Here is a 20,872-nt window from a genome sequence, read left to right on the forward strand (position 1 = left end):
CCGTGCGGCCCGTTCGCGGTGCGGTGCGGGTTCGGTGGGTGGGTCGGGGCCGTGCCGGTACATCCGCCCGTCGCCGTTGGATCAGACGTGAGTTCCCTGGGGAGCCGCTGCTCGATCCGAACGTAAGCGACGGGCATGTGATGTACCGGCACGGCCCCTCCCGCCGAATTCCGGCTGCGGGTGCGTCGTGGTTCCGGCCATTCACTGCGGGTGCGAGATCCAGTCCGTCCGAGCCGCTTTTGACCGAGAGGGCTAGATCCAGTCCGTCCGAGCCACTTTTGACCGCGGGGGCAAGATCCAGCCCCTCCGGCGATTGAGGAGCGGGGTCTGGGGCGGAGCCCCAGGGGTGGGAAGGGCAGGGGCGGAGGGGGCGAGAGAAGGCTCGGGCCGCACCCGGTTGGGGCACACCGTGCCGGGGTGCCGGGGACGGCGAGACCGCCGGTTCCCGGCCCCGGGGCCGGTGAAGACCTACGAGTGGCCCAGTTCCGCCGTGGATTCGTCCGTCGTGGCCGGTACCGAGCCCGAGTCGGGGGACGGGCGGAGCGGGAAGGGGTCGACCTGGGTCTCGTCGATCACCGGAAGCGGCGGCCGCGGAGGCGTCGGCATGACCGCTGCCTCGGAGTGCCCACCGCACCCGTACGCGAGAGACACCACACGCCCGTCCGCCGGCGAGAACTCATTCGCACAGACACCGAACGCCTGTCCGAGCGAGCCCCCGATACGGTTCAGGAAGCCACAGCTCACGCACGTCGCGGGCGCGGCCTGCGCCATCGCCGTCTTGGCACCGTACGAGTCCTCCCAGCGGTCGGCCGCGACATGCAGCCCGTACCGGGAGAGCACCCGGGCCCGGCGCAGCCCCAGCTCCTCGGCCACGGCGGCGATCGAGCCCCGGCGCGGAGCCATCGGCAGGTTCGCGGGCGTTCCCGCGGTCACCTCCGCGTCCTCCGCCTCCACCAGCTCGGCCATGTCCTCGGAGACCGCGGAGTTCGGCGCGGGCTCGTCCTCGCCGGAGTAGCCCGGCTCCAGCCGCAGATCCTCGGCGTCCGTGGGGAGCAGGTCCCCCGGGCCCATGTCGCCGGGGCGGAGCCGCTCGCTCCACGGCACCCACTCGGGGGCCAGCAGAGCGTCCGTGCCGGGCAGCAGAACCGTCTCGTCAAGAGTGACGATCTTCGCCCGGGAGGCGCGGGCCACGGTCGACGCCCAGCGCCAGCCGCGGTACCCGGGTTCCTTGCACTCGAAGTAGTGCGTGACAACGCGGTCCCCCTCGGAGACCAGCCCGAGGTGCTCGCCGACGACGCCGGGGTACGCGGCTTCCTCGGCGGCCGCGCGGGCGAGATCGACGGCCTCTGCGCACAGGCGGTCAGGGGTGCGGCTTCGCGTTGTCGCTGCGCTCACAGGTATCGCTTCTCTCCTACGCCGTCTCACGGGTGCGCCATTCCTCCGGCGGGGGTGCGGACGGAGCGGACCGGTGGGCCGCGTCGACGTCCGCGCCCGATCGCACTCGGGCGCACCTACGCCATCCATTCTGCGGGATGGCCGAGAGGCGCGCGGCCGAGAACAATCGCCGCAGGCGCTTTACGCACGCTACCTTCTCCTGGCGCCTGGGCCCACACCGGCGGCCGTCTTCGGCGCTCCGCGCCGGGATCTTCGCCGCTCCGCAGCCCGTTCCCAGCCGCTCCACGCCAAAAGTTTCCCATCCGCCCACCCGTCTCGCCCAGTCCGATGGGCCCCACTCGGCACCCATACGCGCGGTAACCGCACTACGCACCCCGAAGTCGGGGCACTATGACGGAGTGGCATCCGCAAGGTCACCCCAGGGAGCAACCGGTGTCGGTGGCGCCAAGGGGAACAACCGGAGTGGCGGATCGGGCCGGGTGACCGGATCCGTCCGTGCGGTGGGGCGTGCCCTGCACTTCCCGGTGACACGGACCGCCCGCGGCATCCGCAAGGCGACGCACGCGCACGGAGCGGGCGAGTCGGGCCTCGGGAAACTGATCGAACTGCACGCGGTGAACGGCGCGGGCGATGTCATGATCACGGTGGCCCTGGCGTCCACCGTGTTCTTCTCCGTGCCGACCGACGAGGCCCGCGGAAGAGTCGCCCTCTACCTGGGCATCACCATGGCGCCCTTCGCCGTCCTGGCCCCCGTGATCGGTCCGCTGCTCGACCGTCTGCCGCACGGCCGGCGGGCCGCGATGGCGGGCTCGATGCTCGCCCGGGCGATGCTCGCCCTGATGCTGTCGGGCGCGGTCGTCACCGGCACCTTCGAGCTGTATCCCGCCGCGCTCGGCGTGCTCGTCGCCTCCAAGGCGTACGGCGTGGTGCGCAGCGCCGTCGTACCCCGGCTGCTGCCGCCCACGTTCTCCCTGGTCAAGGCGAACTCCCGTGTCACTCTGGGCGGGCTCCTGGCCACCGGTGTGGCCGGGCCGATCGCCGCGCTGCTCCATTCGCTGGGGGCGCGCTATCCGCTCTACGGCGCCTTCGTGATCTTCATCGGGGGCACGTTCCTGTCGTTCTCGCTGCCGCCCAAGGTCGACTCCGCCAAGGGCGAGGACACGGCGCTGCTCGCCGCCGACCCCGAGCATCTGCACGGCCCGCGCCTGAAGAAACCCCCGCGCCCCGGACTGCGGACCGTGGGGACGGCCGTCACCCACGCTCTGGGCGCCAACGCCTCGCTGCGCTGTCTGTCCGGCTTCCTGATCTTCTTCCTCGCCTTCCTGCTGCGCGAGCACCCGCTCACCGGCAAGAGCGCCGCGGTCTCGCTCGGCCTGGTGGTCGTCTCGGCGGGAGTGGGCAACGCGATCGGCACGGCCGTCGGCGCCTGGCTGAAGCAGCGCTCCCCGGAGATCATCATCGTGACGGTGGTGGCGGTCGTACTGGGCACCGCGATCACGGCGGCGCTCTTCTTCGGCACCCTGATGGTGGCGTGCCTAGCGGCGATCGCCGGCTTCGCCCAGGCCCTCGCCAAGCTGTCCCTGGACGCCCTGATCCAGCGGGACGTCCCCGAACTTGTCCGGAATTCGGCCTTCGCACGCTCCGAGACGCTGCTCCAGATGGCCTGGGTGCTCGGCGGAGCCGTCGGTATCGCGATGCCGCTCAACGGCCCGCTCGGCCTCTCGGTGGCGGCGGGGATCGTGGCCGTGGGGTGGCTGACGACCGTGCGGGGACTGCTCAAGGTGGCCCGGCGCGGCGGATCGGCGCGCGGTCACGTCTCCTGAGCCGCGCGGGGGCCACACACGGCACGCCGCACCCCACGTGGGGGCACCGGTGGGCCTGCCCGATAGCCTTCGGTCATGACCTCCCTGCCCCGCGGCAGAGCCGCTAATGGACAACGCGCTGCGCGCCGTCGCCGCGCCGTCGCCACGGTCGGCGCCGTTTCCGCCGGACTCCTCGTCCTGTCCGCCTGTGACAAACCGACCCCGATGGCCACCGTCACGGTCGGCGACAAGTCGGTGAGCTCCGAGGCCGACTGCTACAACGACGGCGACGCCCTGAAGGCCACGGACCTGTCGGGCTGCCTGCGGTCCAAGGACATCAAGTCCATCACCGTCGACCCCGACGAGACCGTGCGGTTCGGCGTGGACCCGGATATCGCGGACAAAGGCTGGACGCTCCTGATGAACGGGCAGCAGCTGCTGCCCGAGACCACCAAGAAGACGTACCTGACGATTCCGGGCAGCGTCTTCTTCAACCAGCAGTACGGCGCCACCGGCAGCTCGACGCTCGTCTCCATCAAGGAGGGCAAGGCGACGGCCACCGGCCTGTGGTCCTTCAAGTTCAAGAAGGACACGGACAACTGATCGCCGCCGCCGGGCCGAGTGTGCTCGTGGCCACCGCCGTCCCCGCGGAGCGGGAAGCGGTGGCCGCGGCGTCGTCCGGCACGGCGCGGGAGATACGGCTCCCGGGGGCGACGCTCCACCGGACCGGCGGGCACGATCTGCTCGCCGCCGGTGTCGGCCCCGCGCTCGCCGCCGCCTCCGTCTCCGCCGCACTGACCGCCGCCGCCCTCGGCGGCACTCCCTACCGCCTCGTCGTCTGCGCGGGGATCGCCGGCGGCTTCCAGCCCGGCGCGCCCGTGGGATCGCTCGTGGTCGCCGACGACATCGTCGCGGCGGACCTGGGCGCCGAGGCGCCGGAGGGCTTCCTCCCGGTCACCGAGCTCGGCTTCGGGACCGTCAGCCACCGGCCTCCGAAATCACTCGTACGAGAAGCCGCGGCCGTCACCGCCGCCCGCGTCGGAACGGTCCTCACGGTGTCGACCGTGACCGGAAGCGCCGCACGCGCCGCCGAACTGCGCGCCCGGCACCCGCGTGCCCTCGCCGAGGCGATGGAGGGCTTCGGGGTCGCCGAGGCCGCCGCCGCGCACGGTGTGCCGGTGCTGGAGATCCGCGCGGTGTCCAATCCCGTCGGCCCGCGGGACCGCTCCGCGTGGCGCATCGGCGATGCCCTCGCGGCCCTCACGGGCGCCTTCGGGAAGCTGGGGCCCCTGCTGGAGAGTTGGAACCCTCATGAGCACACCGACTGAATCCGCCGAAGCCCTGCGGATCGCCTACTCGCCCTGCCCGAACGACACCTTCGTCTTCGACGCCTGGGCACACGGCCGCGTCCCCGGCGCGCCCTCCCTCGACGTGACCTTCGCGGACATCGACATCACCAACGGCATGGCCGAGCGCGGCGAGTTCGACGTGCTGAAGGTGTCGTACGCCGTGCTGCCGTACGTCCTCGACGACTACGCGCTGCTGCCGTGCGGCGGCGCGCTGGGGCGGGGCTGCGGGCCGCTGGTGCTGACCAGGGAGACGGGCGCCGGGGGCGCCTCCCTGCTCGAGCGAAGCCGGGAGTTCGGGGGACTCACGGGACGCACGGTCGCGGTGCCCAGTGAGAGGTCGACGGCGTATCTGCTGTTCCGGCTGTGGGCGGCGGACACGGTTCCCGGCGGGGTCGGCGAGATCGTGGTCATGCCGTTCCACGAGATCATGCCGGCCGTGCGGGACGGGAAGGTCGACGCGGGACTCGTCATCCACGAGGCGCGTTTCACGTACCAGAACTACGGGCTGCACAAGCTCGCCGACATGGGCGAGTACTGGGAGCACACCACGGGGCTGCCGATCCCGCTGGGCGCGATCATCGCCAGGCGGTCGCTGGGGGCCGAGCGGCTCCGGGAGCTCGCCGAGGCGGCCCGCGCCTCGGTCCGCGCCGCCTGGGACGACCCCGAGGCCTCCCGCCCCTACGTCCTGGAGCACGCCCAGGAAATGGACCCGGGCGTCGCGGACCAGCACATCGGCCTGTACGTCAACGAGTTCACGGCCGATCTGGGCGAGCCCGGATACGCGGCGGTCCGCGGGCTGCTCACGCGTGCGGCGGCCGAGGGGCTGGTGCCGCCCCTCGGACCGGACGCGCTGGCGTTTCCCTGATGCCCGGTTCCCGCTCCGGAACCGGCCGGGTCCCTCAGGAACCCGGTCGCTCCGGCCGCTGACGGCCGGTCATACGTCGAGCTGGTCGGCGACCGCGCGCAGCAGGCCCGCGATCTTCTTGCCGGAGGCCTTGTCGGGGTAGCGGCCCTGTTCCAGGGTGGGCGTGATGTTCTCGAGGAGGGTCGTCAGGTCCTGCACGATGGACGCCAGTTCATCCGGTTTGCGGCGCTGGGCGGCCGCGACCGAGGGAGTCGGGTCCAAAAGGGTCACCGAGAGGGCCTGATCGCCGCGCTGACCGGCGACGACGCCGAACTCGACACGCTGGCCGGGCTTGAGGGCGTCTACTCCGGCGGGCAGGACCGAGGAATGGACGAAGACGTCGCCGCCGTCGTCGCGGGAGAGAAAGCCGAAGCCTTTCTCGGTGTTGAACCACTTGACCTTGCCAGTCGGCAAAGCACACGCTCCCTCTATCGGTCCCGGCTGCTTCGCACGCCGGTTGATCTGCCGTCATGACAGCCTACCGGGGGTCTCTCCACCACAACACGGCTTAAAACGAGAGTGAGCCCCTGCCGTTGTGACAGAGGCTCAAAGTGGTGCAGGAAGGGTGAAGGCAAGCCGCCACCAGCAGCACGCGATCCGAAAGAGGCAGACCCGAAGGGTGTCCCCGGCGCGTCTCCTCGGCGCCCTCACGCCGCAACGCTGTCACCGGCCTGGTGGACCAGCGCGGGCTCAGCCCGGTGAACGGGGCTGTCCAAGACGGCTCCGACGCCGTGATCACACCCGACACGGCAACGGTCATCCACCCGGCAGGAGTTCCGTCGCCCAGGATTACAGATACAGAAAGCAAACTGGGATTGGCACAGATCGCCACGCCAGGACACTGATGGTCCGATGCGAGGGCGGGCCGATGAAAGGTGGCAGCGCGTGGGAAGTCTACTGAAGGGCGTCACTGGCGTGCACTGGAAGAAACTGCACGACGCGCGACAGTCCCCCGCCAGGGACATACCGCCCCTGCTCTCGCGGATCGCCTACGGAGGCGACGACACCGCCCACATGGCGATCGATGAACTCGGCGACATCATCTGTTCGTCGGGGTTCGTCGTCGGGGAGGCGACGGCCCCGACAGTCCCCTTTCTTCTGGAACTGGTCGGGGCCCCGGACGTGCCGTGCAAGGCGGAGCTGATGGATCTGCTGGAGAGCATCTGCCAGGCAGAGCAATGGCACTCCGCCGCGGCGGCGAGCGGCTGGAAAAACACGAGCTTCCAGGAACAACCCGCCTGGGAGGTGGCAGCCCGAGCGGCTGTGCGCGCAGGCCGACCGATCATCGAAGGTCTCGCCTCGTCCGTGCGGCCGGAAGAGGCCGAAGCAGCACGCAGTCTGTTGCGGACGATGGACGAGGCGGCACCCTTCCCGGAGCTTTGAGCGGCGGCGTGCACCTCCCGTGCGGGACAACGTCGGTGACGGAACTCAGACCCTCGCGGGGGCGCTCAGAAGAACTTGAAGCGATGCCCCTCCGGTACGTTGTGGCTGATCAATTGCCTTGCCATCTCGCCTTTCCCAGGAAGCGAGAGGGAAAGTTCTTGAGCCATGGCCTGGATATCCCCAAGATCCATGACCAGTCCTGCCGTGCTCCCGTCCGTTCCCTTGTTCCATCCCCAGACCTTGATCTGATAGACCCTCAGGAACTCTCGCCTGTCTTCCTGGTCTTTGGACTCCCAGACTTCCCCGTACTTCTTTCCCGTGGCTTTCAGGGCCGGGTGAGCCCTCCCCTCTTCCTGCCTTGCCAGGAGAGCGACTCTCCCGGAGAGAGACTTGTGCATACGGCGGTAGGACTCTTCCTGTCCCTCTCCGTCGTACTCTCCTGACAGGAAGTCAGATTCCAGCTTCTCCAGGCGCGTCCTTGTCGACTGAAGTTCCCTTGCCTGAGAGGGTCCGACCCCTGCCCTCTCGTACATGTCCCACTGGCCTACGCTCCCCTGGATCTGCTGGTCAACCCACGCGTCCAGCAAGTCGGTACGGATGGAGAAGCCCTCTGAGCACGTGCCGCCCTTGAACTTGTTGGAGCAGCGGTAATACCGGCGCCCCGGAACCCTTGTGCCGTCTTTCTTGGTGTGTCCGGAGTTCAGGAGAGAGGTAACGGCTGCTCCGCACGCGCCGCACCGCGCGATGCCGGCCAGCAGGCTCCTGGTGCTGACGCGGTTCTCTGCTCCCTCGGGCTTGGGAGCCTGTTTGATCCGGTCCACCAGGTCTGTCCACTCGTCCATCGCGGCCAGTGGCTTTTCGGGGAGGATGACCGGCTCCCCCTGGTCGTCCAGGACAGCCTCTCCCTTGTAGGTGTAGAGACCTGGGACCCATGAGGAGCGGATGAACTTGTTGAGGATGGTGGCCTGCCACTGAGTCCCCTTGGTCTTCTCCCCCTTGAGCTTCCTGAGGTGATCCGACCACGTGAGTACGCCTCTGGCGTTGAAGTCACGTGCGATCCGGTGTGTGGACTGCCCCTCAGTGACGCGCCGGAAGATCTCTTCTACGTAGGGGTGGAAGTCCTGGTCAATCTCCAGGATCTTGCGCTTCCCGCCTTCAACTGCCTTGATTTTGTAGCCGGTCGGGGGCGCTCCTACCAGCCATGAACGGTTCTCAAGACGGGTCTGTACGCCGTTCAGGATGCGGGCCTGGATCGTGTCCCACTCAGCCTCGGCGAAGACAGCTGTCATGCGCGCCATCATCTTTCCCTGAGGAGTGGAGAGGTCGAACCCCTCCTCTACGCACACGATGAACTTCCCGTTCTCCTGCGCCCACTCCAACAGATCATTGAAGTGCATCGAGCGTCGGGTGAGCCTGTCCATCTTGGCTGCGATCAGGACGTCGAACTCATCAGCCCTGGACGTGAGCCACTTGCCCAGCTTGGGGCGCTTGAACGGGGAAAGGGAGCCTGAGACATCCGTGTCCTCTGCCTCGCTCACCAGGACGCCGGACAGGAGCGGGGAGGCCACGTGGTGGCGGATCACTCCACGCTGCCACTCGATCGATGTGGAGCCGTCCGAGTCGGCAGACAGCCTGAGGCACGAGAGGTAGCGCAGGCCTGGTGTCCGGCCAGAGGCAGTCGTCATAAGGGGAGGCTAGCGAAGTCTGTGTGCCTAGATAACCGGATCCACTTTGCCGGTGGGCACGCCTTCCCTCGTACTCGTCGGCACCGACCCGCCGGTACCAAGGCTAATGGTCCGTCGGCTCGTGACAAGACGTCGCTGGATTGTTCCTTCGCGCAGGGAACTACCCTGGTGGAGTGCGTGACAAAACCCAAGCGAATTCCCCCGAAGCCGGTGACAGGCTGATCCGTGCCGGTGCCATCGTGTTCTTCGTCGGAGCATTGGCCACTCTGGTCACCGTGGCCCCGCTGTTGCTCGGTACGAAACCTTTTCCGTTCTACATGTTCGGCTTGAGCATGCTCATGGGTGCCGGATTCCTGCTGGCCGGCGCGGGTGTGCTCCAGTCCGCCGCGCAGGGCCGCCGCCGGGCCCGCGCCGCCCGTTCCTGACGGCGGCCGGTCCCGACGGTCGGACGGTCGGTCCTGAGGCCGTCGGTCCTGAGGCCGTCGGTCCTGAGGGTGGTCGCCCTGGCGGCGGCTGTTCCAGTGGGCCGGGGCCGGGTTCGGCGTGCCCTCAGCGGTGGTTCTCCAGCCACGCCGGGAACTCCGTGAGGTCGCCGAGGACGACATCCGCGCCCGCCGCGCGCAGTTCCTCGGCGTCGCACGGCCCGGTCGCCACGGCCACGCTGTACGCCCGCGCGGTGCGCGCTCCGCGTACGTCGCCGATGTGGTCGCCCACGTACACGCTCGCGCCGTGCTCGCGCAGCGCGACCGCCTTCTGTTCGGCCCACAGGCTGCCGACGACGTCGTCCGCGTCGATGCCGAGGTGGTCCAGGTGCAGTCTGGCGTTGGGCTCCCACTTCGCGGTCACGACGACGGCACGCCCGCCGGCCGCCCGCACCGCTGTGACAGCCTCGCGCGCACCGGGCATCGCGAGCGAGCCGGTGATCGCGTGCTCGGGGTACATCGCGCGGTAGAGGTCGGCCATCGCCGGTATGTCCTCGGCCGGGAACCAGTGGGCGATTTCCTGCTCCAGCGGGGGCCCCAGCCGTGTGACCACGAGATCGGAGTCGATGTACGTCCCGGTCCGTGCCGACAACGCCTCGAAGCAGGCGTGGATCCCGGGGCGGGAGTCGATCAGGGTCATGTCGAGGTCGAAGCCGACAGTCAGCGCTGGTGAGGTCATATGGGCCATTGTGCCCAGGTCGCCGGGGAACCGGTCCAGGCCTTTTCGCGGGGCGCCTCGGGGTGCGGGTCCGGGCGCGGTCCGGGACGGCCTCACGGGGCTCCGGTCGGGACTTCCGGACGCCGGGCCCGCGTCGCCGCCTCTTCCGGGCGCCGGACTCCCGTCGCCGTCTCCCCCAGACGCCCGTGCCCCTTCGCCCTCTCTCTAGGGCGCCCGGAAGCACGTCTCTCCCTGGCGCCTTCCGGGGCCGTGCCGGGCGTCAGCGGTTTCGCTGGGAGCGCCAGACCAGGTACAGGGCCGAGGCGATCGCCGCGCCGCGGACGACGAAGGGCCAGGTCTGGGTCATCGCCTCGTTCATGTGACCCTCGGCGACGGGCGTGCCCCAGCGGCCGTCCGAACGGCCCCAGAGCCAGACGATGCCGGCCGCGGCGGACAGGCCCGGCAGGACGAGGACGGCCCATTTCGACTCCGCCCGGGTCAGCCGGCGCGAGCCGTAGGCGATCAGCCAGCCGAGGCCGAGCGCGAACCAGTTGCCGAGGACCGCGCCGGCGACGAGGAGGGCGGCGGCGAGCAGGAGCAGCGGGTTGGTGTAGCCGCCGAGGCGCGGGAGGAGACGGCGGGGCAGGCGGCGCAGGGCGCCGGCCCCGGCGGGCGGCTCGTCCTCGGGAGCCGGTGCGGCAGCCGTCTCCTTCGCCGGATTCGCCTCTTCCCCGGGACCGCCGTCCTTGTCCCCGTTCCCCGGGGGCGGCTTGAGCAGCTCGGGGATCTCCACTCCGCCGACGAACCCGGGCACGCTGTCGCCGAGCCCGAAGGGGCTGCCGGTGGCACGCCACCAGTCGGGCCGCATCGCGCTGTCGCCCAGTTCGGACGCGCTCGCCAGATGGGGCGGGGAGGGCGCGTCGGCCCCGGCGCTCTCGGCGGGCTGCTGGGCCGGGCGGGGGCGGGGGACGACGCGGCGCAGTCCCTTGGGGCGCTCCTCCGGTTCGGCGGCGGCGCGCTGGGACGGCACGGCGGCCCAGGTCCGGGTGCCGGCCTCGGTGCCTCCGGTGCCCCCTCCGGCCGCCGCGACGATCGCGTCGGGGGTGCCGAGGCGGTCGAGGATGCGGCGGACCGCGGCGGGGGTGTCGGCGATGGCTCCGGCCCGGCGGCGGCCGATCTCCTCGCGCAGTTCCGTGACCAGCCGCATGCGGGTGGCCGACGGCAACTGCCGTTGCTGGGCCAGGTCGCCGACCCGGCTCAGGTAGTCGAAGACCAGCTGGTCGCTCTCGATCCCCACGAAGTCCCCTCCGGGGCGGGTGCGTTGGATACCCCGTGGGGACGAAGGTACCGGTTTCCGGCGCGCGGGAGCGTCCGGTCCGGGGCTCGGTCTGCCGTGCGACGTCCGCCGGCCCGGGAGATCGCGTGGCCTCCTGACAGTCCACCGGGCGGGGGCCGGGCCCGGCGGGCGTGCCACCCGCTACCGTTGGCAGGATGAGCCCCGAGACGACCGCCCCGCGGTCCCTGGCGGAAGCACTCCGCGCGCGGGACGACGCCTCGCTGTCCGCCCTTCTGCGGTCCCGGCCGGACCTGATCACCCCCGTCCCCACGGATCTCACCCAGCTCGCCACACGGGCGGGCACCCGGGCGTCGGTCGTCCGTGCCCTGGAGCGTCTGGACCGGTTCACGCTGCAGACGGCGGAGGCGCTCGCGGTGGCGCGGGAACCGGCGACGTACGACGAACTGCTCGGGCTGCTGGCGGGCGACGACGGCGACCCGGCGGTCACGGCGGCCTTCCCGCAGGCGCTCGGGACCTTGCGCGAGCAGGCTCTCCTGTGGGGGGCCGACGACCGCCTCCGGCTGGTGCGCACGGCGCGTGAACTGCTCGCCCCGTCCCCGCAGCACCCGTCCCCGACGGGGCTCGGGCCGACGGTCGGCGAGGCCACGGCCGGCATGTCGCCGGGGCGTATCCAGGAGATCGTGGCCGCGGCGGGGCTGGCGTCCACCCATGACTCCGTGTCGGCGGTGGCGTCGCTGAGCGGCCTGTTCGCCGACCGGAGCCGGATGTCCGCGCTGCTCGACGAAGCCCCCGCCGAGGCGGTGGGGGTGCTGTCCCGGCTGGTGTGGGGGCCGCCGTACGGGCAGGTGACGGCCGAACCCGCGGCGCATCTTCGCTGGCTGATCGGGCGGGGGCTGCTGCTGCCGACGGCACCGGGCACGGTCGTGCTGCCGCGGGAGGTCGCCCTGCATCTGCGGGCGGGCCGCGCGCACCATGTGACGGAACCGGTGGCGCCCGCGGTCGAGGCCGCGACCAGCCACCGTCCGCAGGCTGTGGACGCCGCCGCGGCCGGTCAGGCGTACACGACGCTGGCGACCGTCGAGGAGCTGCTGAAGGACTGGCACGAGGGCGGTCCCGCCGTGCTGCGCGCGGGCGGCCTGAGCGTGCGGGACCTGAAGCGGACGGCGGTGGCGCTCGACGTCCCCGAACCGGTCGCCGCCTTCTGGGTGGAACTCGCCTACGCGGCGGGCCTGGTGGCCTCGGACGGCGAGGCGGAGGAGCGCTACGCGGCGACACCGGCGTACGACACGTGGCTGGAGCTGCCCGCTGCGGAGCGCTGGGCGCGGCTCGCCTCGGCGTGGCTCGCGGCGACCCGCACGGCCGGTCTGGTGGGCGGACGGGACGCGAAGGACCGTACGCTCTCGGCGCTCGGCCCGGGCCTCGACCGCTCCGCGGCACCCGAGGTCCGCCGCCGCGTCCTCGCCCTGCTCGCGGAGCTTCCCGAGGGCGCCTCACCCGACACGGACTCGCTCCTCGCCCGGCTGTACTGGGAACGGCCCTCGCGCACTGTCCGGCCCGCTCCGGACGAGCTGCGGGCCCGGCTGGCCCGCTGGACGCTGTCCGAGTCGGAGCTGCTCGGGGTGACCGGCCGGGGCGCGCTGTCCGCGCAGGGGCGGACGCTGCTGGGCCTGCCGGCCCCGGCGGGCGCGCGCGCGGCGGAGCCGTCCGGTCCGGGCGACAGACTTCCTGCGCCGCACAGGCGGCGCCCGCCGGTGACCGCCCCCGTACCGCACTCCCCCGCCGAGCGGGCCGCGGCGGCGGACCGTGCCGCCGCGCTCCTCGCGCCGCTGCTGCCCGAGCCGCTCGACCACGTCCTGCTCCAGGCGGATCTGACGGCGGTCGCGCCCGGCCCGCTGGAGCGTCCGCTGGCCGACACACTCGGAGTCCTCGCGGACGTCGAGTCCAAGGGCGGGGCGACCGTCTACCGCTTCACCCCCGCCTCGGTGCGCCGGGCGCTGGACGCGGGCCGTTCGGCGTCCGACCTGCACGCCTTCCTCGCCGCCCATTCCCGTACGCCGGTCCCGCAGCCGCTGGCCTATCTGATCGACGACATGGCGCGCCGGCACGGCCATCTGCGGATCGGGGCGGCCTCCGCGTACGTCCGCTGCGACGACGAGGCGGTGCTCAACGAGATCCTCGCCGACAAGCGTTCGCAGGAGTTCGCGCTGCGGCGGATCGCGCCGACGGTGCTGGTCGCGCAGACCGACCCGGCGAGCCTCCTGACCGGCCTCAGGACGATGGGCTTCGCGCCGGCCGCCGAGTCGGCGGAGGGTGACGTGCTGATCAGCCGGGCGCACGCCCACCGCACCCCGCCGCGCACGGCGCCCGAGCCCGTCCCGGACGGTCCGCCGGTCCCCGACGCCACGCTCCTCGGTGCGGCGGTCCGCGCGATCCGGGCCGGTGACCTCGCCTCCACGGCCCCGCGCAAGGACGACCCGGCCGCCGGCCGTCCCGGCAACGGCGCGCTGCCCCGCACCAGCTCCGCCGAGACCCTCGCGACCATGCAGGCCGCCGTGATGACGGGCGAGGCGGTGTGGATCGGCTACGTCAACGCCGAGGGGTCGGCCAGCCAGCGCGTCATCGCCCCCATCCGGGTCGAGGGCGGCTTCGTCACGGCGTACGACCACACGGCGGACGAGGTCCGCACCTATCCGCTGCACCGGGTCACGGGGGTCGCGGAGCTGGCCGACGACCAGCCGTGATCGCCCGCCGGTAGGGCACACTGGAGGTTTGGCCGAGCATCCGCGCCGGGTGCCGCCGCGCAGAAAGGGACGCGTGTGAACGGACCGCTCATCGTCCAGTCCGACAAAACGCTTCTGCTGGAAGTCGATCACGAGCGGGCCGACGCCTGCCGTCGGGTCATCGCCCCCTTCGCCGAGCTGGAGCGGGCGCCCGAGCACATCCACACCTACCGGGTGACGCCGCTCGGCCTGTGGAACGCGCGGGCCGCCGGGCACGACGCCGAGCAGGTCGTGGACGCGCTGGTGGAGTTCAGCCGCTATCCCGTCCCGCACGCGCTGCTCGTGGACATCGCCGAGACGATGGACCGCTACGGACGCCTCACGCTGAGCAAGCACCCGGCCCACGGGCTCGTCCTGACCACCACCGACCGGCCCGTCCTCGAAGAGGTGCTGCGCTCCAAGCGCGTCGCGCCGCTCGTCGGCAACCGGATCGACCCGGACACCGTGGCCGTGCACCCCTCCGAGCGCGGCCAGATCAAGCAGACCCTGCTGAAGCTCGGCTGGCCGGCCGAGGACCTCGCCGGGTACGTGGACGGCGAGGCGCACGCCATCGAGCTCGACGAGACCGGCTGGGCGCTGCGGCCCTACCAGCGGCAGGCCGTGGAGAACTTCTGGCACGGCGGGTCCGGGGTGGTCGTGCTGCCCTGTGGCGCGGGCAAGACGCTCGTCGGCGCCGGTGCGATGGCGGAGGCCAAGGCGACCACGCTCATCCTCGTCACCAACACCGTCTCCGCCCGGCAGTGGAAGCACGAGCTGGTGAAGCGGACCTCGCTGACCGAGGACGAGATCGGCGAATACAGCGGCACCCGCAAGGAGATCCGCCCGGTCACCATCGCCACCTACCAGGTGCTGACGACCCGGCGTAAGGGCGTCTACCCGCACCTGGAGCTCTTCGACTCCCGCGACTGGGGCCTCATCCTCTACGACGAGGTCCACCTGCTGCCCGCCCCGGTCTTCAAGTTCACCGCCGACCTCCAGGCCCGGCGCCGGCTGGGGCTGACCGCCACGCTGGTACGCGAGGACGGGCGCGAGTCGGACGTCTTCTCGCTCATCGGGCCCAAGCGGTTCGACGCGCCCTGGAAGGAGATCGAGGCGCAGGGCTACATCGCGCCGGCCGACTGTGTCGAGGTGCGGGTGAACCTCACCGACTCCGAGCGGCTCGCGTACGCCACCGCCGAGAACGAGGAGAAGTACCGCTTCTGCGCCACCACCGCGACCAAGCGGAAGGTGACCGAGGCGCTGGTCCGCAGGTTCGCGGGTCAGCAGATCCTCGTGATCGGCCAGTACATCGACCAGCTCGACGAGCTGGGCGAGCATCTGAACGCGCCCGTCATCAAGGGCGAGACCAGCAATGCCCAGCGGGAGAAGCTGTTCGACGCCTTCCGGGAGGGCGAGATCAGCGTGCTCGTCGTGTCCAAGGTCGCCAACTTCTCCATCGACCTGCCGGAGGCCACGGTGGCCATCCAGGTCTCGGGCACCTTCGGCTCCCGCCAGGAGGAGGCCCAGCGTCTGGGCCGCGTCCTGCGCCCGAAGGCCGACGGCCACCAGGCCCACTTCTACTCCGTGGTCGCCCGCGACACGATCGACCAGGACTTCGCCGCCCACCGCCAGCGCTTCCTGGCGGAACAGGGCTACGCCTACCGGATCATGGACGCCGACGAAATCCTGGCCGACACCGAGTAGCCCGGCGCTCAGAATCCAGCCCGGCCACCGCAAAGAACCAGCCCGGCCGCCATGAAGATCCAGCCCGGCCGGCCAAAATTCCGGACCGGGCCGGCCAAAATTCGTGGCCCGACAGGCCAAAATTCCGGGCCCGGGCCACGAAAATTCAGCCCCGGCCGGCGAAAACTCCAGCCCCTCCGGCGTTTGAGGAGCGGGGTCCGGGGCGGAGCCCCAGGGGCGGGCAAGTCGAACGAGGCCGAGCCGTCTACCGGCGGGCCGGGGTCCGGGTTAGCGGCAAAAGGAAGCGGGCGTACACGTCAGTGGCGCCGTACGCCCGCTTCTTCGCCGTATTCGCCGAGCAACACGACCCCGATGGCCGCGCGCCCGAACACCTTGACGGCCTTCAGCGCGTCGCCGAGGCGGTGACGGTGGTCGACGGACGTGACGGCCGTCGCGCCGTGCGCGACGGACCCGGGATGGGCAGGACCTGGGGTGAAAGTGACTGCGCTCATACCTCCATGGTGCGACTGCCCCGACCCGAACGGCGTCAGTCCCCGGACCGAACCCCACCCACACCCCAGGTACGGCCCGGACGGTCCGCTCTACGCCTCACGACGGACCCCGCCCCCTAGGGACTCAGGGGCCGGACCCTGACACGCCAGGCGGGCACCGCAAGGACACGGCGCTCGGGCACCGGGAAAACCATTGGCCCCGGCATCCGTCCTTCGCCTAGAATCTTCGGTCTTGCCCGCCTCCCTTCACGGAGTGCCGCCGCCCGGCCGGAAACCGGACGGCACCCGGAATCACCACGGATTCCGCAGGGATTCCCGACGGATTCCCGACGAAATCCGCAGCGATTCACGATCTGCATCATCGCGCAGCACTGCCAGAGCACCGCGGTACTCCCGCAGCACCCCCACGCAGGTTTCCGGAGGCAATTCCCCGTGTCCCCCCTGTCCGACGGTCCGGCCGGCGCCCCGACCGATTCCGACGATCCCCTCTCCCGCGAGCGCTCCCATCTCGCCCGGTCCCGTTCCGCGCTCCGCGCGATGCGCGAGGACGCGGAGAACCTCGACATCCGCGACGTCACCGCGAACTGGGTGAACGCCGAGGTGCTGCACCGGCAGATCGCCGAGCGCATCAAGGCCCTCGCCGACCTCAGCCACACCCCGCTGTTCTTCGGGCGGCTCGACTATCTGCACGCCCCGGGCTCCGACCTGGCGGAGGGCGCCGAGGGCGAGCGGTTCTACATCGGGCGACGCCATGTCCACGACGACGACGGCGACCCGATGGTCATCGACTGGCGCGCGCCGGTGTCCCAGCCGTTCTACCGGGCCTCCAAGAAGGACCCGATGGACGTCGGGCTGCGCCGCCGCTTCGGCTACACCGGCGGCGACCTCACGGCCTACGAGGACGAGCACCTGTCCGACCCGGCCGAGGCGGCGTCCACCAGCAAGCTGCTCCAGCAGGAGATCGAGCGCCCGCGCGTCGGCCCGATGCGCGACATCGTGGCGACCATCCAGCCCGAACAGGACGAGATCGTACGGTCCGGGCTGTCCGGCTCGGTCTGTGTGCAGGGAGGTCCCGGCACCGGAAAGACCGCCGTCGGCCTGCACCGGGTCGCGTATCTGCTGTACGCGCACCGGGAGCGGCTCGCCCGCACCGGCACCCTGGTGATCGGGCCGAACAAGTCCTTCCTGCACTACATCGAGCAGGTCCTGCCCGCGCTCGGCGAGCTGGAGGTCAGGCAGGCGACCGTCGACGACCTCGTCGCGCATGTCGAGGTGCGCGGAAGCGACGACGCGGCCGCGGCCGTGATCAAGGGCGACGCCCGGATGGCCCAGGTGCTGCGCCGGGCCGTGCGCTCGCACGTGACCGTCCCGGCCGAGCCGGTGGTGGTGGTCAGGGGGTCCCGGCGCTGGCGCGTCCCGGCGTACGAACTGGAAGAGATCGTCCGGGAGCTGCTCGACCGGGACATCCGGTACGGCGCCGCCCACCAGGCCCTTCCGCAGCGCATCGCGCATGCCGTGCTGGTCCAGATGGAGCGCTCCGGGGAGGCGCCGGACGACCGGGTGCAGGACGCCGTGGCCCGCAACGCCGCCGTGAAGGCCGCCGTGAAGGCGATCTGGCCGCAGGTCGACCCCGCCAAGCTGGTGCTCCGGCTGCTGACCGACGCGGAGTTCCTCGCCGCGCACGCGGAGGGGCTGCTGGACGAGGGCGAGCAGAAGGAGATCCTCTGGGCGAAGCCGGTGCGCAGCGTGAAGAGCGCGAAGTGGTCGGCCGCCGACGCCGTACTGATCGACGAGGCCACGGATCTCGTCCAGCGCACGCACTCCCTCGGGCACGTGGTGCTCGACGAGGCGCAGGACCTCTCCCCGATGCAGTACCGCGCGGTGGGCCGGCGCTGCACGACGGGGTCGGCGACCGTGCTCGGGGACCTGGCGCAGGGGACGACCCCGTGGGCGACCCGGAGCTGGGAGGAGGCCCTCGGGCATCTGGGCAAGGGGGACGCGGTCGTCGAGGAGCTGACCGCGGGTTTCCGTGTCCCCACGGACGTCATCACCTACGCCTCCCGGCTGCTGCCGTACATCGCGCCCGGTCTCGCGCCGGTCGCCTCGGTGCGCGAGAACCCGGGCTTCTTCGAGGTGCGCGCGAGCGCGGCGGACGCCGAAGTCCTCGGCGCGGTGGAGGAGTTGCTGGGTCACGAGGGGTCGGTCGGGCTGATCGCCGCCGACGCCCGGATCCCCGTGCTCGCCGAGGCGCTGACGGCGGCGGGGCGGACGTATCTCGGTCCGGGCGAGGAGACGACGGCCGAGACCCGGCTGACGCTGGTGCCGGCCTCGCTCGCCAAGGGCCTGGAGTACGACTACGTGGTCCTGGACGAGCCACAGGCCGTCGTCGACGGCGAGCCCGACGAGCGCACCGGGCTGCGCCGTCTGTACGTGGCGCTCACCCGTGCGGTCTCGGGGCTGGTCGTGACCCACGCGGCACCGCTCCCGGCCGAACTGGGCTGAGCGGGCGAGCGGACGGCCCCCGGCCGCGCCCTCGCCACGGACGCCGACGGCCCCCGGCATGTACGCCGAGGGCCGTTCGCCGTGTGCCGCGGAGCCCTAATTGAATTTCCTGCTGGTGGCCAGGTAGACCTGCTTGGCGTTCTCACCGAGGCGCGGCCCGGTGATGAACGTCTTGCGGTCGCTCAGCGAGTTGTTGGAGACCAGATAGGTCCGGCCGTTGTGGCTCATGAACCAAGGCCCTCCGGAGGCGCCGCCGTTCATGGTGCAGCCGATCATGAACTGGGCGGGGACGTTGCTCGCGAGCACGAACCGCTTGGTGGCGCCGTGGCAGTCGTACATCTTCGAGCCGTCGTAGGGCGACTCGGCCGGGTAGCCGCGGACCTTCATGGACGTGACCTTGTTGGCGGCCGGAGCGCCGAACCACACCGGCAGCGCCGAACCGAGCTGCTCCTGAAGGGACTTGCCACCCTTCTCGGGCTTGACGTGGAGCACGGCGTAGTCGTACCCGGAGGCCGCGTTGCCCGTGTGGGCGCCGCCCTTCATCCACTGGGACGAGGTGGTGGCCCAGTCGGCCCACCAGATGCCGTACGGGGAGACGGACTTGGCGCGCGGGTCGGTGATCTGGCGGCTGCTCAGGCTCGCGCTGTTGTTGTACGAGGGGACGAAGGCGATGTTGCGGTACCAGCCGCCGCCCTTGCCCGCGTGCACGCAGTGGCCCGCGGTCCACACCAGGTTGGACTTGCCGGGGTGGGCCGGGTCGGTGACGACGGCGGCCGAGCAGACCATGTTGCCCTGGGGCGAGGAGAAGAACATCTTGCCGACGGGCGGCGCGTAGTGGTGATAGGTGCCCTTGACCTTGGCGGCGGTCTGCTTCTTCACCTTGCCGTCGGGCAGGTAGGAGGTGGCACCGCTGCCCGAGCCCGAACTGGTGCTGCCCGCCTGGGCGACCGGGATGCCGGCCTTGGCCTCGGCCATCTTCTCCGGCGACCAGAAGTCCTTGATGTACGGGTTGGCGAAGTCCTCCGCCTTGGAAGCCCAGTTGCTGTAGTCCTGCCACCCTCCGCTCTTCCACTTGTCCAGGGCGGCGCCGCTGAGTTCGGTGGGAATGCCCGCGGGCAGCTTGTAGCCGCCGATCGAGACGGAGCCGTCGTCCTGGCCGGTGTCGACGCCCTTGCCGGCCTGGGCGGACGCCGTGGGCTTGGCGACGGCCCCCTCGTCGTCCTTCTTGCTGTCACAGGCCGTGGTGGTGATCATGACGGCCGCGATCACGGCCGCGGCTGCCGCGAGCGTGCGGCTGCGTATGGATGGCATGAAGCCTGGTCCCCCTGATGCTGCTGTGCTGCCGCACCGCTTTCGCCGGCACGCACACATGTGTGATTGTCATGCCCCGGCCGATCGGGGCGCGACCAAATATGCACGCAAAAGGCTGCTCGGTGATCGCCGTGCGACTCTCACAACACAACAACTACGTGGCGGAGATGGATCCGTGACCTGCCGGACCGGATCGCCCGCAGCCGACCGGAACGCGGGACCGACGCGCGGGACCCGCCCCGCGGGACCGGCCGCCTACGCGTCGACGGCCGTCCGCCACTGCCGTACCGACTCCGCGGAGACCGGCCCCGTCCAGCCCCCGGGACGTGCGGCACCGCCGATGTGGAAGGTGTCGAGGCCCGCCGCTCGCAGCTGCGGCAGATGGTCGAGGCGCAGACCGCCGCCGACCATGATCCGCGGCTCGTACCCCGGTTCCCCGTGGCGGGCACCCTCGGCCGTGAGGACGGGGAGTCCGTCGTCGACGCCCGTCGGGGACCCGGCGGTCAGATAGGCGTCGAGACCGGGCAGGTCCGCGAGCTGCTTGCGCAGGGCGTCACGGTCGGCGGCGCGGTCGATCGCGCGGTGGAACGTCCAGCGGCAGCCGTCCAGTTCGGCGACGATCCGCTCCAGGGCGGCCAGGTCGGGGCCGCCGTGCTCGTCGAGGAAACCGAGCACGAACTCGTCCGCGCCCGCGTCCCGCAGGTCGCCCGCGGCCCGTACGAGAGCGTCGACGCCCGCCGCGCCGCCGGCCGAGAAGCCGTCGGACAGGCGCAGCATCACGCGCAGCGCGATGTCGACGGAAGCACGGATCCCGGCGAAGGTCTCCACCGACGGGGTCAGCCCGTCGGCCGCCATGTCCGTGACCAGCTCCAGCCGGTCCGCCCCGCCGGCCTGAGCGGCGACCGCGTCCTCCACGCCGAGGGCGATCACCTCCAGGACTGCGCTCTTCCGCTCACTCATCGGACCTCTTCTCCTGGGCCGCTATAGGTCTAGTCCAATCAAACAGTACGCGGGCGGGAGCGGAGGCGCGAGAAGATCACGGCGAACGAAGGGGAGGTCGCGGCGGTTTCCGGCCCGGGTCCCTCCCGGCACCCCCGGCCCGCGGGCCCGGCTCCGCCCTGTTCCAGCCATAGTTGAACCCTCATATAAC

17 protein-coding genes and 1 pseudogene are annotated in these 20,872 nt (G+C 71.3%); 9 read left to right on the forward strand and 9 right to left on the reverse strand.

Translation table 11 applies throughout. The features are described 5' to 3' along the window. Positions 1–468: 468 nt before the first annotated feature. Complete coding sequence (locus OG485_RS20280; RefSeq protein WP_326787087.1) at positions 469–1,395, reverse strand: DUF3027 domain-containing protein; 927 nt, start codon at positions 1,393–1,395, stop codon at positions 469–471. Positions 1,396–1,793: 398 nt separating this feature from the next. Here OG485_RS20280 and OG485_RS20285 point away from each other — a divergent pair, with 398 nt between their 5' ends. From OG485_RS20285 to OG485_RS20300, 4 genes are all read left to right on the forward strand, one after another. Continuing rightward, positions 1,794–3,218: an MFS transporter gene (locus OG485_RS20285; RefSeq protein WP_328669742.1), complete on the forward strand. Its 1,425-nt coding sequence runs from the start codon at positions 1,794–1,796 to the stop codon at positions 3,216–3,218. A 75-nt stretch (positions 3,219–3,293) separates the two neighbouring features. Next, positions 3,294–3,800: a DUF2771 domain-containing protein gene (locus OG485_RS20290; protein WP_328451221.1), complete on the forward strand. Its 507-nt coding sequence runs from the start codon at positions 3,294–3,296 to the stop codon at positions 3,798–3,800. A gap of 26 nt (positions 3,801–3,826) precedes the next feature. Beyond that, the gene (locus tag OG485_RS20295) at positions 3,827–4,525 is read left to right on the forward strand and encodes a futalosine hydrolase (protein WP_328669743.1); all 699 of its coding nucleotides are present in this window, start codon (positions 3,827–3,829) and stop codon (positions 4,523–4,525) included. Next, positions 4,509–5,411 carry a 1,4-dihydroxy-6-naphthoate synthase gene (locus tag OG485_RS20300; protein ID WP_328669744.1) on the forward strand — a complete coding sequence of 301 codons (903 nt, stop codon included), beginning with the start codon at positions 4,509–4,511 and terminating at the stop codon, positions 5,409–5,411. Before OG485_RS20295 ends, OG485_RS20300 begins: the two co-directional genes overlap by 17 nt. A 69-nt stretch (positions 5,412–5,480) precedes the next feature. On the opposite strand, the gene OG485_RS20305 is transcribed toward OG485_RS20300, so the two are convergent. Together OG485_RS20305 and OG485_RS20310 are read right to left on the reverse strand one after the other, a co-directional pair. Then, positions 5,481–5,864 carry a cold-shock protein gene (locus OG485_RS20305; RefSeq protein ID WP_328669745.1) on the reverse strand — a complete coding sequence of 128 codons (384 nt, stop codon included), beginning with the start codon at positions 5,862–5,864 and terminating at the stop codon, positions 5,481–5,483. 127 nt (positions 5,865–5,991) lie between these two features. Further along, positions 5,992–6,198 (reverse strand): annotated as a pseudogene (locus OG485_RS20310) (IS5/IS1182 family transposase); the annotation flags it as partial. 266 nt (positions 6,199–6,464) lie between these two features. Here OG485_RS20310 and OG485_RS20315 point away from each other — a divergent pair. Next, the gene (locus tag OG485_RS20315; RefSeq protein ID WP_328669746.1) at positions 6,465–6,833 is read left to right on the forward strand and encodes a hypothetical protein; all 369 of its coding nucleotides are present in this window, start codon (positions 6,465–6,467) and stop codon (positions 6,831–6,833) included. Between the two features lie 65 nt (positions 6,834–6,898). On the opposite strand, the gene OG485_RS20320 is transcribed toward OG485_RS20315, so the two are convergent. Further along, a complete protein-coding gene (locus OG485_RS20320) occupies positions 6,899–8,518 on the reverse strand; it encodes a recombinase family protein (protein ID WP_328669747.1) in 1,620 nt (539 codons plus the stop codon). Between the two features lie 173 nt (positions 8,519–8,691). On the opposite strand from OG485_RS20320, the gene OG485_RS20325 reads away from it, so the two are divergent. Beyond that, a complete protein-coding gene (locus tag OG485_RS20325; RefSeq protein WP_328669748.1) occupies positions 8,692–8,943 on the forward strand; it encodes a hypothetical protein in 252 nt (83 codons plus the stop codon). A 124-nt stretch (positions 8,944–9,067) separates the two neighbouring features. On the opposite strand, the gene OG485_RS20330 is transcribed toward OG485_RS20325, so the two are convergent. Both OG485_RS20330 and OG485_RS20335 read right to left on the reverse strand, forming a co-directional pair. Next, positions 9,068–9,688, reverse strand: coding sequence for an HAD family hydrolase (locus OG485_RS20330; protein ID WP_328669749.1), 621 nt, complete (start codon positions 9,686–9,688; stop codon positions 9,068–9,070). Positions 9,689–9,938: 250 nt separating this feature from the next. After that, the gene (locus OG485_RS20335; protein ID WP_328669750.1) at positions 9,939–10,955 is read right to left on the reverse strand and encodes a hypothetical protein; all 1,017 of its coding nucleotides are present in this window, start codon (positions 10,953–10,955) and stop codon (positions 9,939–9,941) included. Positions 10,956–11,149: 194 nt separating this feature from the next. Here OG485_RS20335 and OG485_RS20340 point away from each other — a divergent pair, with 194 nt between their 5' ends. After that, a complete protein-coding gene (locus OG485_RS20340) occupies positions 11,150–13,696 on the forward strand; it encodes a helicase C-terminal domain-containing protein (RefSeq protein WP_328669751.1) in 2,547 nt (848 codons plus the stop codon). Positions 13,697–13,771: 75 nt separating this feature from the next. Continuing rightward, on the forward strand, positions 13,772–15,418 hold the full coding sequence (locus tag OG485_RS20345; RefSeq protein ID WP_328669752.1) for a DNA repair helicase XPB: 1,647 nt from the start codon (positions 13,772–13,774) through the stop codon (positions 15,416–15,418). A 296-nt stretch (positions 15,419–15,714) separates the two neighbouring features. Here the strand turns inward: OG485_RS20345 and OG485_RS20350 are convergent, their stop codons facing one another. Beyond that, on the reverse strand, positions 15,715–15,909 hold the full coding sequence (locus OG485_RS20350) for a hypothetical protein (RefSeq protein ID WP_328451210.1): 195 nt from the start codon (positions 15,907–15,909) through the stop codon (positions 15,715–15,717). 537 nt (positions 15,910–16,446) lie between these two features. Here OG485_RS20350 and OG485_RS20355 point away from each other — a divergent pair. Then, positions 16,447–18,411 carry a HelD family protein gene (locus OG485_RS20355; protein ID WP_328674572.1) on the forward strand — a complete coding sequence of 655 codons (1,965 nt, stop codon included), beginning with the start codon at positions 16,447–16,449 and terminating at the stop codon, positions 18,409–18,411. Positions 18,412–18,507: 96 nt separating this feature from the next. Here OG485_RS20355 and OG485_RS20360 read toward each other — a convergent pair whose 3' ends face one another. Then, complete coding sequence (locus OG485_RS20360; RefSeq protein ID WP_328669753.1) at positions 18,508–19,722, reverse strand: trypsin-like serine peptidase; 1,215 nt, start codon at positions 19,720–19,722, stop codon at positions 18,508–18,510. Between the two features lie 255 nt (positions 19,723–19,977). Then, positions 19,978–20,682: a copper homeostasis protein CutC gene (locus OG485_RS20365; protein WP_328669754.1), complete on the reverse strand. Its 705-nt coding sequence runs from the start codon at positions 20,680–20,682 to the stop codon at positions 19,978–19,980. Positions 20,683–20,872 lie beyond the last annotated feature (190 nt).

Source organism: Streptomyces sp. NBC_00328, assembly GCF_036139655.1.
Classification (GTDB): domain Bacteria; phylum Actinomycetota; class Actinomycetes; order Streptomycetales; family Streptomycetaceae; genus Streptomyces.

Bases quoted from the DNA above. Each gene is read 5' to 3' on its own strand.
- OG485_RS20290 (WP_328451221.1), top strand. From the start codon at position 3,294: ATGACCTCCCTGCCCCGCGGCAGAGCCGCTAATGGACAACGCGCTGCG.
- OG485_RS20300 (WP_328669744.1), top strand. From the start codon at position 4,509: ATGAGCACACCGACTGAATCCGCCGAAGCCCTGCGGATCGCCTACTCG.
- OG485_RS20365 (WP_328669754.1), bottom strand. From the start codon at position 20,682: ATGAGTGAGCGGAAGAGCGCAGTCCTGGAGGTGATCGCCCTCGGCGTG.
- OG485_RS20340 (WP_328669751.1), top strand. From the start codon at position 11,150: ATGAGCCCCGAGACGACCGCCCCGCGGTCCCTGGCGGAAGCACTCCGC.
- OG485_RS20360 (WP_328669753.1), bottom strand. From the start codon at position 19,722: ATGCCATCCATACGCAGCCGCACGCTCGCGGCAGCCGCGGCCGTGATC.
- OG485_RS20315 (WP_328669746.1), top strand. From the start codon at position 6,465: ATGGCGATCGATGAACTCGGCGACATCATCTGTTCGTCGGGGTTCGTC.
- OG485_RS20320 (WP_328669747.1), bottom strand. From the start codon at position 8,518: ATGACGACTGCCTCTGGCCGGACACCAGGCCTGCGCTACCTCTCGTGC.
- OG485_RS20330 (WP_328669749.1), bottom strand. From the start codon at position 9,688: ATGGCCCATATGACCTCACCAGCGCTGACTGTCGGCTTCGACCTCGAC.
- OG485_RS20355 (WP_328674572.1), top strand. From the start codon at position 16,447: ATGCGCGAGGACGCGGAGAACCTCGACATCCGCGACGTCACCGCGAAC.
- OG485_RS20350 (WP_328451210.1), bottom strand. From the start codon at position 15,909: ATGAGCGCAGTCACTTTCACCCCAGGTCCTGCCCATCCCGGGTCCGTC.